The following is a 12,604-nucleotide window of genomic DNA, read 5'->3' as shown; positions in this document are numbered from 1 at the left end:
ATCGACCGGCTCAGCCGGTCGGACGCCCGAGCAGGAACGAACCCACCGTCGGTCGCCAGTGGCGCGCCACGTACTCGACGGCCTCGTCGACGCCCAGCGCCCGGGTCGAGTTGCCCACGCGCACCCAGAGGTCGGTCGTGGACCCGCCGTCCTTCGGCGCGGTGAGGAAGACCGGCTTCGCCGCGGGCCGGCACTGCACGACGCACACCGTCGCGCCTCCGGGCGCCGCGCCGAACCGTATGCGCGGGAGCGCGGCGGCGTTGCGACCGAGCGACGTCGACAGCATGTCGCGCAGCCACAGCTCGAACCGGTCGTGGTCGGGGGTGCGCAGCGTCGCGAGATCGCGCTCCAGCCCGACGCCGTGCCCCTCGTCGTCGGCGCCGATCACCAGCACCCCGCCGCGCGAGTTGAGGAAGGCCGCCACCGTCTTGGCGACGGCGAGCTCCATCCGCGGGTCCTTCTTCGCCTCGCGCACGTTCCAGCGCGCGGTCTCCTTGAACTCGGTGCGCTCGGACTCGCCCGAGGCGAGGACGGCGGCCACATCGACCGTGCCGACCCGCCGGCGCACGCCCGCCACGATCCCGGCCGTCGCGAACGAGAGGCCGATGCTCACGCCGATGCCGAGCAGGAGCGTCGTGGGCATCCACAGTCGCTGCCCGGCCAGGAACAGGCCCGCGAACAGGATGCCGATGCTGACGCCGAGCACGGCCACGAGCGTCATGGTGGCGGTGCCGAGCGAGAGACGCGCGCCGAACACCCGCCGCAGCAGCCGCGCGATCCCGTAGGACAGGAGCAGCACGACCGGCAGCGCGAGGGCGAAGTCGACGAGCATCGGGCTCGCGGCATCGGGGAACATCAGCGGACCGTCGGGGGTGCGGCGGATCTCAGCGCAGCGCGCCGACGCTGGCCAGCGCGAGACGCACGAGCGTGCCGCGGCCGCCCTCCATCTCGGCAGACAGGGCATCGGATGCGGCTTCGGCCGGCTCCATCCAGGTCACCTCGAGGGCGTCCTGGCGGGGCTCGCACGTGCCCGTGACCGGCACCACGAACGCCAGCGACACGGCGTGCTGGCGGTCGTCGTGGAAGGCGCTGACGCCCGGGATGGGGAAGTACTCGGCGACCGTGAACGGCGTCGGCTGCGGCGGCAGCAGCGGGAACGCCATCGGACCGAGGTCGTTCTCGAGGTGGCGGAACAGCGCGTCGCGCACCGTCTCGCCGTAGCGCACGCGCCCCGACACGATCGTGCGGGTCATCTCCCCCAGCGGGGTGGCGCGGAGGAGGATGCCCACCTGCGTGACGATGCCGGCGCCGTCGGTGCGCACGGGGATCGCCTCGACGTAGAGCATCGGCAGACGACGGCGCATCTCGGCGAGCTCGACATCGCTCAGCCATGCCGGGTTGGCGGCGCTGCCCGGCAGCGACCCCATGCCGTCGCCGAGCCCGAGCGGATCGCGCGAGGCGTCGTCGGAGGGCTCGTTCGGATCGGGGTCGGGGGTACGGACGGGCATGTGTCCTGTATACCTCACCGCTCCGCCCGGGCCGAACGCTCCGGCCGTGCGGCCTGGACCGCGTCGGAGGCCTGCGGGAGGATGGAGGCATGGACATCACGCCGCCCCTCGACGGAGACGCCGTGCTGTGGTCGGAGGGCGACCGCACCGGCCGCCCCCTGCTCGTGCTGCTGCACGGCTACGGCAGCCATGAAGGAGACCTGTTCTCGCTCGTGCCGTACCTGCCCGACGCCTTCGCGATCGCCGCGGTCCGCGCGCCGCTCACCCCGCCGTGGCCGAGCCCCGGCCACTCCTGGTACCCGATCGAGGGCCTGAACGGCCGCGACGGCCAGCGCGTCACCGACGCCGCCACCCGGCTCACCGAATGGATCGACGAGGTCTCGGACGCGACGACCGTGGGGCTGCTCGGCTTCTCGCAGGGCGGCGCCGTCGCGCTGCAGGCGTTGCGTCTGCACCCCGATCGCTTCGTCTTCGCCGTCGCGCTGAGCGGCTACGCCGCCCCCGACGCGCTGCCCGGCGACGATGCGGTGAAGGAGCGCCGCCCGCCGGTGTTCTGGGGCCGCGGTTCGGCCGACGAGGTGATCCCCGAGCCGCTCATCGCGCACACCGTGCAGTGGCTGCCCGAACACACCGACCTCACGGGGCGGGTCTACCCGGGCCTGGGGCACAGCGTCTCCGAGCAGGAGCTCTCGGATGTGCGCACGTTCCTCGACCGCCGTCTCGACGCGCTGACAGCGCCCGCCGACGCCCCGGCACCCGACGCGTCCTGACGGCGACGCGCGTCGAAGCGTCAGCCGGCGCCGTCTCCGCCTCCGCCGCCGTCCGACGTGCCCGCGTCCGACGGGCCGCCCGGATCCCCGCCCTCGACGTCGTGGCGTCGGCCGCCGAGCGCCGCGGCACCACCCGCACCGCCGTCGGAGGCGTCGGTCGCCGCGCGTCCCCGGCGGGTCGACGATCCGAACGCCGCGGCGAAGACGATCCCGATCCCGACGCCGAAGGCCATGCCCACGCCGATGTTCCCGAAAACGGCGCCCAGCGCCACGCCCATCCCGACGCCCAGTGCGATCCCGGCGCCCCAGTTCCAGGCATTCGACCCGGCCTTCTTCTTCCCGTCTGCCTCATCCATGCCCCGACGCTACGAGCGCGGGGTGCGCGACGGATCCCCCGCGCGGCGGAACCCGCCTCCTCTTCCCTCACCCGACCGGAGGAGGTAATGTGACCGAGTCCTGTCCTCTCGAGAAGGTCGATCCGGTGAATTCTTCCGACGGTTCCGCGTCCGCGCGCTGACCCCCGTCGATCACCGTGCCCGCATCGGCGGGCGCCCGGGCGTCAGTGCTTCCACCGACACCACCCGGAGGCAGCCATGCCCGCGATCACCCCTGCGGTCGTCCTCGACCGCGTCACCTTCTCCTGGGACGACGGCTCGCCCGTGCTCGACGACGTGTCGGGCACGTTCGGCGCGGGCCGCACCGGGCTCATCGGACGCAACGGCTCGGGCAAGAGCACGCTGCTCGGCCTCATCGAAGGGCGCTGGGCGCCCACCGGCGGACGGATCCGCACGGCCGGTGAGGTCGCCGTCCTCCCTCAGCGGCTGACGCTCGACGTCGCCCGCCCCGTGACCGACCTGCTGGGCCTCACCGACGTCCTCGGCGCCCTCGCTGCCATCGAGTCGGGCGACCCGGATGCCCGGTGGTTCGACATCGTCGGCGACGACTGGGACGCCGAGGCGCGTGCGGTCGCCGCCCTGGATGCGGCCGGTCTCCCCGCCGACGCCCTCCACCGCCGCGTGGGAGACCTGTCGGGCGGTGAGGCGGTCCTCGTCGCCGTGGCGGGCATCCGCGCCGGGCGCCGGCCCGTCACGCTCCTCGACGAGCCGACGAACAATCTCGACCGCGATGCCCGCGCGCGCCTGCGCGGACTCGTCGCGGACTGGCCCGGCGCACTCATCGTCGTCAGCCATGACACGACCCTGCTCGACGACATGGATGAGACCACGGAGCTCTACGACCACACCCTGCGCACGTTCGGCGGCGGGTACAGCGCCTGGCGCACCTGGCTCGACACCGAGCAGGAGGCGGCGCGCCAGGCCGAGCGCACGGCGGCCCAGGGCGTGCGCCGCGAGAAGCGGCAGCGCATCGAGGCCGAGTCCACGCTCGCCAGCCGCAGCCAGATGGGCCGCAAGGCGCAGCTCGAGAAGCGCGTGCCGCCGATCATCGCCGGAGGTCGCAAGAACGCCGCGCAGGTGTCGGCCGGCAGACTGCGTGCGACCGTCGCCGATCGCGAGAGCGCCGCGCGCCGGGCGCTCGACGAGGCGGAGCGTCGCGTCCGCGACGACGACTCGGTACGGATCGACCTGGCCGACCCGGGGGTGTCGTCCGCGCGGCGGATCGCCGAGATCGGCGACCGCGACCGCACCTGGGTCGTGCAGGGGCCCGAACGCATCGCCCTGACCGGGCCGAACGGCTCGGGCAAGACCACGCTGCTCGAACAGCTCGTCCACGGGCCCTCGAACGGCGCGCCCGACGCGGCGACGGCGTGCCGTGCGGTCGCGCACACCGAGCGCATCGGCTACCTCCCGCAGCGTCTCGACGACCTGGACGACGGGGTCACCGTTCTCGATGCCGTGCGCGCGGGCGCCCCCTCCGTCCCCACCGCGGAGCTGAGGAACCGGCTCGCCCGATTCCTCATCCGCGGGGCGACGGTCGAACGCCCGACCGCGACCCTGTCCGGCGGCGAGCGCTTCCGCGTGGCGCTGGCCGCGCTGCTGCTCGCCGATCCGCCGCCCCAGCTGCTGGTGCTCGACGAGCCGACCAACAACCTCGACCTCGACACGGTCGAGCGGGTCGTCGACGCGCTGTCCGCGTATCGGGGCGCCCTCGTGGTGGTCAGCCACGACGACGCGTTCCTCGCACGGCTCGACCTCGACACCACGCTGGAGCTGCGTGACGGCACGCTCACCGAACGCTGACGCGGGGCGCGACGATCGCCGGCATGCATAGCCGGGACATAGATCGCGCATAGCGGATGGATGCGGCGCACCGCCATCCTGATGTTCCGACACCACCCGAGGAGACCGATCGTGAGCCGCATCCCCGAACCCGACCCGACCCCCGCAGGCCCCGCCTACGAGGGACGCCCGCTCGACCGACCCGACGAGGAGGTCGTCGATCAGGGCGCCGCGTTCGACGTGCGCACCCTGGTGACGCGCCGCCGTCTGCTGGGCCTGTTCGGGATCGGCGTCGGGACGGCGGCGCTCGCCGCCTGCGCTCCCCTCGCCTCGGGCGCCACGTCGTCCTCCGCGACCCCGTCGGCCACCGCTTCCTCGACGCCCTCCGCCTCGGCGTCGACCACCGACGCCGCGCTGCCCGCCGGCGAGATCCCCGACGAGACCGCCGGACCGTACCCCGGCGACGGCTCCAACGGCGCCGACGTGCTCGAGCGCTCCGGCATCGTCCGCAGCGACATCCGGTCCAGCCTCGACGGCGGGACGACGGCCGCCGGCGTGCCGATGACACTGCGCCTCACCATCCTCGACATGGCCGGCGGCGACGCGCCGTTCGCGGGCGTCGCCGTGTACGTGTGGCACTGCGACGCCGAGGGCGGCTACTCGATGTACTCCGACGGCATCGAGGACGAGACCTACCTGCGCGGTGTGCAGATCGCCGACGCGAACGGCCAGGTGAGCTTCACCTCGATCTTCCCGGCCTGCTACAGCGGCCGGTGGCCCCACATCCACTTCGAGGTGTATCCGAACGCGGACGCGATCACGGATGCGGGCAACGCCATCTCGACCTCGCAGGTCGCCCTGCCCCAGAGCGTGTGCGACACCGTGTACGCCCTCGACGGCTATGAGGGGTCGAGCCGCAACCTCGCGCAGGTGTCGCTCTCGAGCGACAACGTGTTCGGCGAGGATGAGGCCGCGCTGCAGATGGCGGCGGTGACCGGCGATGCGAACACGGGCTACACCGCCGCGTTGACGGTGCGGGTCGACACCCGCACCGAGCCGGTCGCGGGAGCCGCGCCGGGCGGCGCCGGGCGCTGACTCAGTTCGGGCTGCCGCTCACGGGGCCGCCGGCATTGCCGAGCCCGACGGTGTTCGGACGGCTCAACGGGCCGTAGGCGTCGTCGGAGTGAGCCTGCGGATCTCCGCTCGTCGCGCCCCCGATCCCGCCCCGGCGAGCGCGGCGGATGAGGAGTCCGCCGATCACCGCCACGACGGCGAGAGCGGCGAGGGAGAAGCCCAGGCTGCTGGTGAGGAGGCCGACCACGGCGGCCGCGGCCGCGCAGAAGGCGAGGAGCACGACGACCGCGAGCATCGTCCCGCGCGCGGACAGCCGGCGGATCTCGGTGTTGTCATCCATGCATCCACGCTAGGCACGCGTCCCGTGCGGTGCAGCGGGTTGACAGGCGGATCGCCGCCGCTAGCCTGTGCGCCCTCGGAGCGTGCGGTCAGCCTCTGCCGCCGTCGCGTCCGGCTGCTCCGATCCCGGAGGCGCCGGGCTGGCCGAGCGGGCCGTACCCGCCCTCGACCCGGCGGTCCGGGGTGCTCGTATAGGGCGCCTGGATCCCCCGATGGGTGCGACGAATCCATAGGCCGCCGATGATCGCGACGACCGCCGTCACGACGACCACGAGGACGACGCTCTGCGTGAGGAAGGCAGCGAGAGCGGCAGCCGCGGCACAGGCCGCGACGAGGAGGAGGACGGCGATGACGCTCTGGCGCGCGGACGTGCGATGACTCTCGTTGTTCTCGCTCATGCGACCACGGTATGCACCCGCCGTCCGCTCCTCCACCGGTTGACACCCGCGGCGAGCCCGGCGAGACTTCCGCGGCGGCCGGCGAGGGTAGCAGGCCCGTGCGCGGTGCCGATCTGGGCCGCGGTGTCGGTGGTGCGGAGCATGATGGAACCGTGGGCGATGTCCTGGAACGCTTCTCCCCTGCCACGCAGGACTGGTTCCGCGGCGCCTTCGCGGCGCCGACGGCCGCGCAGGTGGGCGCCTGGGAGGCCATCTCTCAGCGGCGGCACGCCCTGGTCGTGGCGCCGACGGGCTCGGGCAAGACGCTGTCGGCGTTCCTCTGGGCGATCGACTCGGTGTTCCGCGAGCGCCAGAGCGCCGCGAACGACACGCCCGCCGCCGAGGCCGCGCGGCCTCGGCGGCGGCGCAGCGCCGACGAGACACCGCGGACGCGCGTGCTGTACATCTCGCCGCTCAAGGCGCTGGGCGTCGACGTCGAACGCAACCTGCGCTCGCCCCTGGTGGGGATCGGTCAGTCCGCTCGCCGCCTGGGCATCCCCGCCCCCGACGTCACCGTCGGCGTCCGCTCGGGAGACACGAGCTCGTCGGATCGTCGACGGCTCGTCACCGACCCGCCCGACATCCTGATCACGACCCCCGAGTCGCTCTACCTGATGCTCACGAGCCAGGCCGGCGAGACGCTCCGCGGCGTCCACACCGTCATCATCGACGAGGTCCACGCGGTCGCCGCCACCAAGCGCGGGGCACACCTGGCCGTCAGTCTCGAACGGCTCGACGCGCTTCTCGAGCACCCCGCGCAACGCATCGGGCTGTCGGCGACCGTGCGCCCCATCGACGAGGTCGCCCGGTTCCTGGGCGGCGCGGCACCGGTCGAGATCGTGGCTCCCCGCGCCACGAAGGCCTTCGATGTGACCGTCGTGGTGCCCGTCGACGACATGCTGCATCCGCCGCCGCCTCCGGGCGAGGCACCGCCCGCCCCCGCCGCGGACGCGGCGGACGGCGACGGCGACTGGTTCGCTCCCTCGGCCGAGAGCACCGAGATGACGGGGTCGCTCTGGCCGCACGTCGAAGAGGCGATCGTCGACCGCATCCTGCAGCAGCGATCCACCATCGTCTTCTCGAACTCGCGTCGTCTCGCCGAACGCCTCACCGGCCGGCTCAACGAGATCTACGCCGAACGGCTCGGCCTCGACCTGCCCGAGCCGGCCGTCCCCGCCCAGATGATGGCGCAGGCGGGCAGCACCGCGGGCGCCGACCCGGTCCTCGCGAAGGCGCACCACGGTTCGGTGTCGAAGGAGCAGCGGGCGATCGTCGAGGACGAACTGAAGTCGGGCGTGCTGCGCTGCGTCGTGGCGACCAGCAGCCTCGAACTCGGCATCGACATGGGCGCCGTCGATCTCGTCATCCAGGTCGAAGCACCGCCGTCCGCTGCCTCGGGGCTGCAGCGTATCGGGCGCGCCGGCCACCAGGTCGGCGAGGTCAGCCGAGCGGCGCTGTTCCCCAAACACCGCGGCGACGTCCTGCACACCGCGATCGTCACCGAGCGGATGCTGAACGGCCGGATCGAGGCCATCCGGGTGCCGCAGAATCCGCTCGACATCCTGGCGCAGCAGACGGTGGCCGCGTCCGCCCTCGGCGCCATCGAGGTCGAGGAGTGGTTCGAGACGGTGCGGCGGAGCGCCCCGTTCCGCACACTCCCGCGCTCCGCCTACGAGGCGACCCTCGACCTGCTCGCCGGGCGCTTCCCGTCGGACGAGTTCGCCGAGCTGCGCCCCCGCCTCATCTGGGACCGCGATCAGGGCACGCTGACCGGTCGCCCGGGAGCGCAGCGCATCGCCGTGACCAGCGGCGGCACCATCCCCGATCGCGGGCTCTTCGGCGTGTTCGTCGCGGGCGAGTCGCAGAACGCGCGCGTCGGCGAGCTCGACGAGGAGATGGTCTACGAGTCGCGCGTGAACGACGTGTTCACGCTCGGCACCACGAGCTGGCGCATCGTCGAGATCACCCACGACCGCGTCAACGTCGTGCCCGCGTTCGGTCAGCCCGGCAAGGTGCCGTTCTGGCACGGCGACGGGATCGGGCGCCCGGCCGAGCTCGGCGAGGCGCTCGGCGCGTTCTCGCGCGAGCTGTCTGCCGCGACCCCCGAGAAGGCCCGCGACCGACTGCAGGAGGCCGGCCTGGATGTGTGGGCGCAGGACAACCTGCTCGCCTACCTCGCCGAGCAGGTCGAGGCCACCGGGTCCGTGCCGACCGATCGCTCCCTGACCGTCGAGCGCAGCCGCGACGAGGTGGGCGACTGGCGGGTGATCCTGCATTCCCCGTACGGCATGCAGGTGCACGCGCCGTGGGCGCTGGCCGTCAACGCCCGGATCCGGGAACGGCTGGGCGTCGAGGGCTCGGCCGTCGCGAGCGACGACGGCATCATCGCCCGCATCCCGGATGCCGAGGCCGAGCCGCCCGGCGCGGAGCTCTTCGTCTTCGACGCCGACGAGCTCGACCAGATCGTGACCGACGAGGTGGGCGGGTCCGCGCTGTTCGCCTCGCGCTTCCGCGAGTGCGCCGCCCGGGCGCTCCTCATGCCCCGCACCAACCCGAACCGCCGCAGCCCGCTCTGGCAGCAGCGGCAGCGTTCGGCGCAGCTTCTCGAGGTCGCGCGGCGTCATCCGACGTTCCCGATCATCCTCGAGACGCTGCGCGAGGTCCTGCAGGACGTGTACGACCTGCCCGCGCTCACCGACATCGCCCGGCGGATCGCCGACCGCCGCATCCGGCTCATCGAGACGACGACCTCCCAGCCTTCGCCGTTTGCCCGCGACCTGCTCTTCGGGTATGTGGGCGCGTTCATGTACGAGGGCGATTCGCCGCTCGCGGAGCGGCGAGCGGCGGCTCTGTCGGTGGATCCCGCGCTGCTGAGCGAGCTGCTGGGCAAGATCGAGATGCGGGAGCTGCTCGATCCGGCGATCATGGCGCAGTTCGAGCAGGAGGCGCAGCGCCTCGACCCGGAGCGACGCGTGCGCGGCGTCGAGGGGGTCGCCGATCTGCTGCGTCTGCTCGGGCCTCTGTCGGTCGCCGAGATCGCCGAGAGGGTGCGCAGCGACGACGACGAGCTCCTCCCGGCATCGGTCGACGCGGCAGCGGAGCTGGCCGACCAGCTGGTCTCGTCACGACGCGCGATCCGAGTGGGGATCGCCGGCGCCGAGCGCATCGCCGCGATCGAAGACGCCGGGCGCCTCCGCGACGCCCTCGGCGTCGCGCTGCCGGTGGGCCTGCCGCAGGCGTTCCTCGAGCCGTTCCCCGACCCGTTCGGCGACCTGATCGCACGTCACGCCCGCACCCACGCACCGTTCGCGGCCGACGCGGCGGCGGAGCGATTCGGTGTCGGCGTCGCCGTCGCCCGCCACGCCCTCGCGCGGCTGGAGTCGGCCGGACGCGTCACGAGCGGGTTCTTCCTGCCCGAGACCTCGACCGCTCGCCCCGACGAGAAGGAGTGGTGCGACACCGAGGTGCTGCGCCGGCTGCGGATGCGGTCGCTCGCGGCGATCCGCGGCAGCGTCGAGCCCGTCGCGCCCGACGCGTTCGCCCGCTTCCTGCCGTCGTGGCAGCACCTGCAGCGCCCGCTGGAGGGCGTCGACGGCACGCTCGCCGTCATCGAGCAGCTCGCCGGGGTGCCGATCCCCGCCAGTGCGTGGGAGGCTCTGATCCTCCCGTCCCGCGTGAGGGACTACTCGCCCGCGATGCTGGATGAGCTGACCGCCACCGGCGAGGTCCTGTGGTCGGGCCACGGCTCGCTGCCCGGACGAGACGGATGGATCGCCCTCCACCCGGCAGACACGGCGGCCCTGACCCTCGCCCCCGTCGACGACGAGATCGCCGCCGACTCGCTCGACGCCCGCATCCTCGACGTGCTCGCCGCCGGCGGGGCGTACTTCGCCGGCCAGGTGCGCGAGCTCGCCGGCGCCGAGAACGAGCAGTCGGTCGTCGAGGCGCTCTGGCGGCTCGCCTGGACCGGGCGGATCACGAACGACACCTTCACCCCCGTCCGCGGCCTGCTCTCGGGAGGATCGCAGGCGCATCGGGTGGCCAGGAAGGCGCCGAGAGCCCGGATGTTCCGCGGCACCGGGATGCCGCGCCCCACCGCTCCCGCCCGCCCCGCGACGGTAGGCGGACGCTGGTCGGCGCTGCCCGTGGCCGAGGCCGACGCGACGCTGCGCGCCACCGCCTCCGCGTCGCTGCTGCTGGATCGCTACGGTGTGGTCACCCGCGGATCCGTGCAGAACGAGGGTGTCCCGGGCGGGTTCGCCCAGACCTACCGCGTGCTGGCGTCGTTCGAAGAGGCGGGTCACTGCCGCCGCGGGTACCTCATCGAGAAGCTCGGCGCATCGCAGTTCGCCGCATCCGCCACGATCGACCGCCTGCGGGAGTTCGCCGCGGTGAGCGACCCGCCGCCCCTCACCGCGCTCACTCTGGCCGCGACCGACCCGGCCAACCCCTACGGCGCCGCCCTCCCCTGGCCCGCCCTCGCCGAGTCCAAGCACCGCCCGGGACGGAAGGCCGGTGCTCTGGTCGTCCTCGTCGACGGCGCACTGGTGCTCTACCTCGAGCGGGGCGGCAAGACCGCCCTCGCCTTCACCGACGCCGACGATGTGCTCGCCGCCGCCGCATCCTCGCTGGCGCAGACCGCCCGCGCCCGCGCGCTCGAGACGCTGACGATCGAACAGGTCAACGGCGCGTTCGTCTACGGCGCACCGATCGGCCGGATGCTGCGCGAGGCGGGCTTCGTCGAGTCGACCCGCGGCCTCACCCTCCGACGCCTCACGGCCGGTGACGCCGCCCGCGCGGATCGGGCCTCACGTGCCTGAGGGCGACACCGTCTTCCGGGCGGCGCAGCGTCTGCATGCCGCCCTCGCCGGGCGCGAGGTGACCCGGTTCGATCTGCGCGTCCCGCAGGTCGCGACGGTGGATCTGCGGGGCGAGACCGTGCACGCCGTCGTGCCGCGCGGGAAGCACCTGCTCGCCCGGATCGGCGGGCTGACCCTCCATTCGCACCTCAAGATGGAGGGCGAATGGCACGTGTACGCCCCCGGCGAGCGGTGGCGCAAGCCCGCCTACACCGCCCGCGCGATCGTGGGTGTGCAGACGGCGGACGCGGTGGGCTTCGACCTCGCGATGATCGACGTGGTGCCCACCGCCGACGAGCACGAGCTCGTCGGGCACCTCGGGCCCGACCCGCTGTCGCGCGACTGGGATCCGGCCGAGGCGGCGCGGCGGCTGAGCGCCGACGACAGGGCCGCGCACGTCGCCGTGCTGGATCAGCGCAATGTCGCCGGGTTCGGCAACGTCTACGCGAACGAGCTGTTGTTCGTCCGCGGCATCCACCCGGAGACACCGGCATCCCGCATCGACACGGCGGGCCTGGTCGAGACGGGGGCGCGCATGATCCGCGCCAATCGCGATCGGTCGGCGCGCACCTTCACGGGCGAGGACCGACCGGGGCGACGCATGTGGGTGTACGGGCGGGCGGGCCAGCCCTGCCGCCGCTGCGGCACGCGGGTGCGCGAGACCGCCCTGGGCGCCCGCCCCACCGCGGAGCGCGCGGTGTACTGGTGCCCTCGCTGCCAGAGCGCTCCCGACGCTCAGTGACCGATGTAGCGCCCCGGCCGGTGGTTGAGCGCCAGCACGACGTTCAGCAGCACGGCGCCGCCCGCGCTCAACAGCACCGCCGGCCAGGGCAGCACGAGCAGCGAGACCAGGATGATGGCGAGATCGACGATGAGCTGCGTCCATCCCGCACGGAAGCCGGTGCGCTCCTGCACGACGAGCGCGATGATGTTGACCCCGCCGAGGCTCGCACGGTGCCGGAAGAGGATGAGCAGCCCGATCCCCGCCAGCAGGTTGCCGGCGAGCGTGCCGTAGACCGGCTGCATCCACGCGATGTCGAGCAGCGCGTGATGCACGACCGACCAGCCCGACACGAGCGCGATCGAGACGGCGGTGCGCAGGGTGAAGTCCCAGCCCTTCTTCCAGATGGCAAGGACGGCGAACGGCAGGTTGACGAGGGCGAAGATGAGCCAGAACGGCCATGACGTCGCGTAATCGACGAGCAGGGCGATGCCGGCGGTGCCGCCGGTGACGGCGCCGCTGGTCTGCAGCAGGTACAGCCCCAGTGACGCCGCGAACGTTCCCGTGAGGATTCCGAGCACGTCCTCGGTCACGCTGTGCGCCGTCGCGGACGCATCGAACACGAGTGTCGGTGCGCGCTCGGCCGTGGCCGCCGGTCCGCCCAGGTCGGGTTCGTCGGGCGCGGATGCGGGGGTGTTCACGCCTCCATCGTGCCACCG

General features: G+C 73.3%; 11 protein-coding genes. 5 read left to right on the top strand and 6 right to left on the bottom strand.

Features of this window, described 5'->3' with window-relative positions:
• Window positions 1-10 precede the first annotated feature (10 nt).
• Together AB0N73_RS11005 and AB0N73_RS11000 are read right to left on the bottom strand one after the other, a co-directional pair.
• Window positions 11-856, bottom strand: a complete 846-nt coding sequence (locus AB0N73_RS11005) for an ATP-binding protein (RefSeq protein WP_363563339.1) — start codon at window positions 854-856, stop codon at window positions 11-13.
• 28 nt (window positions 857-884) lie between these two features.
• A complete protein-coding gene (locus AB0N73_RS11000) occupies window positions 885-1,508 on the bottom strand; it encodes an NUDIX hydrolase family protein (protein ID WP_363563337.1) in 624 nt (207 codons plus the stop codon).
• An 89-nt stretch (window positions 1,509-1,597) separates the two neighbouring features.
• Here AB0N73_RS11000 and AB0N73_RS10995 point away from each other — a divergent pair, with 89 nt between their 5' ends.
• Window positions 1,598-2,278 (top strand): alpha/beta hydrolase-fold protein, encoded by a 681-nt coding sequence (locus tag AB0N73_RS10995; protein WP_363563335.1) that lies wholly within the window; start codon window positions 1,598-1,600, stop codon window positions 2,276-2,278.
• Window positions 2,279-2,298: 20 nt separating this feature from the next.
• Here AB0N73_RS10995 and AB0N73_RS10990 read toward each other — a convergent pair whose 3' ends face one another.
• Window positions 2,299-2,634: a hypothetical protein gene (locus tag AB0N73_RS10990; RefSeq protein ID WP_363563333.1), complete on the bottom strand. Its 336-nt coding sequence runs from the start codon at window positions 2,632-2,634 to the stop codon at window positions 2,299-2,301.
• Window positions 2,635-2,871: 237 nt separating this feature from the next.
• Between AB0N73_RS10990 and AB0N73_RS10985 the strand changes: the two genes are divergently transcribed.
• Entirely contained in the window at window positions 2,872-4,476 is a 1,605-nt protein-coding gene (locus AB0N73_RS10985) for an ATP-binding cassette domain-containing protein (RefSeq protein ID WP_363563331.1), read from the top strand.
• Window positions 4,477-4,587: 111 nt separating this feature from the next.
• Window positions 4,588-5,550 carry an intradiol ring-cleavage dioxygenase gene (locus AB0N73_RS10980; RefSeq protein ID WP_363563329.1) on the top strand — a complete coding sequence of 321 codons (963 nt, stop codon included), beginning with the start codon at window positions 4,588-4,590 and terminating at the stop codon, window positions 5,548-5,550.
• 1 nt (window position 5,551) lies between these two features.
• Here the strand turns inward: AB0N73_RS10980 and AB0N73_RS10975 are convergent, their stop codons facing one another.
• Window positions 5,552-5,869: a hypothetical protein gene (locus AB0N73_RS10975; protein WP_363563327.1), complete on the bottom strand. Its 318-nt coding sequence runs from the start codon at window positions 5,867-5,869 to the stop codon at window positions 5,552-5,554.
• Window positions 5,870-5,957: 88 nt separating this feature from the next.
• Window positions 5,958-6,266, bottom strand: a complete 309-nt coding sequence (locus AB0N73_RS10970) for a hypothetical protein (protein ID WP_363563325.1) — start codon at window positions 6,264-6,266, stop codon at window positions 5,958-5,960.
• A gap of 152 nt (window positions 6,267-6,418) precedes the next feature.
• Between AB0N73_RS10970 and AB0N73_RS10965 the strand changes: the two genes are divergently transcribed.
• Both AB0N73_RS10965 and AB0N73_RS10960 read left to right on the top strand, forming a co-directional pair.
• Window positions 6,419-11,125 (top strand): ATP-dependent helicase, encoded by a 4,707-nt coding sequence (locus AB0N73_RS10965; RefSeq protein ID WP_363563323.1) that lies wholly within the window; start codon window positions 6,419-6,421, stop codon window positions 11,123-11,125.
• A complete protein-coding gene (locus AB0N73_RS10960) occupies window positions 11,118-11,906 on the top strand; it encodes a DNA-formamidopyrimidine glycosylase family protein (protein WP_363563321.1) in 789 nt (262 codons plus the stop codon). The genes AB0N73_RS10965 and AB0N73_RS10960 overlap by 8 nt, the downstream gene beginning before the upstream one ends.
• Here AB0N73_RS10960 and AB0N73_RS10955 read toward each other — a convergent pair.
• Window positions 11,900-12,508 (bottom strand): YitT family protein, encoded by a 609-nt coding sequence (locus AB0N73_RS10955; RefSeq protein WP_363563461.1) that lies wholly within the window; start codon window positions 12,506-12,508, stop codon window positions 11,900-11,902. The genes AB0N73_RS10960 and AB0N73_RS10955 overlap by 7 nt on opposite strands.
• Window positions 12,509-12,604: the final 96 nt, after the last annotated feature.

The sequence above is a fragment of the Microbacterium sp. NPDC089189 genome (assembly GCF_040685095.1).
Classification (GTDB): Bacteria; Actinomycetota; Actinomycetes; order Actinomycetales; family Microbacteriaceae; genus Microbacterium.
This window is presented reverse-complemented; position numbering and strand designations above follow the sequence as displayed.

Excerpts from the sequence above, each read along its gene's own strand:
- AB0N73_RS10985 (WP_363563331.1), top strand. The coding sequence starts at position 2,872 with ATGCCCGCGATCACCCCTGCGGTCGTCCTCGACCGCGTCACCTTCTCC.
- AB0N73_RS10995 (WP_363563335.1), top strand. The coding sequence starts at position 1,598 with ATGGACATCACGCCGCCCCTCGACGGAGACGCCGTGCTGTGGTCGGAG.
- AB0N73_RS10990 (WP_363563333.1), bottom strand. The coding sequence starts at position 2,634 with ATGGATGAGGCAGACGGGAAGAAGAAGGCCGGGTCGAATGCCTGGAAC.
- AB0N73_RS11005 (WP_363563339.1), bottom strand. The coding sequence starts at position 856 with ATGTTCCCCGATGCCGCGAGCCCGATGCTCGTCGACTTCGCCCTCGCG.
- AB0N73_RS10975 (WP_363563327.1), bottom strand. The coding sequence starts at position 5,869 with ATGGATGACAACACCGAGATCCGCCGGCTGTCCGCGCGCGGGACGATG.
- AB0N73_RS11000 (WP_363563337.1), bottom strand. The coding sequence starts at position 1,508 with ATGCCCGTCCGTACCCCCGACCCCGATCCGAACGAGCCCTCCGACGAC.
- AB0N73_RS10970 (WP_363563325.1), bottom strand. The coding sequence starts at position 6,266 with ATGAGCGAGAACAACGAGAGTCATCGCACGTCCGCGCGCCAGAGCGTC.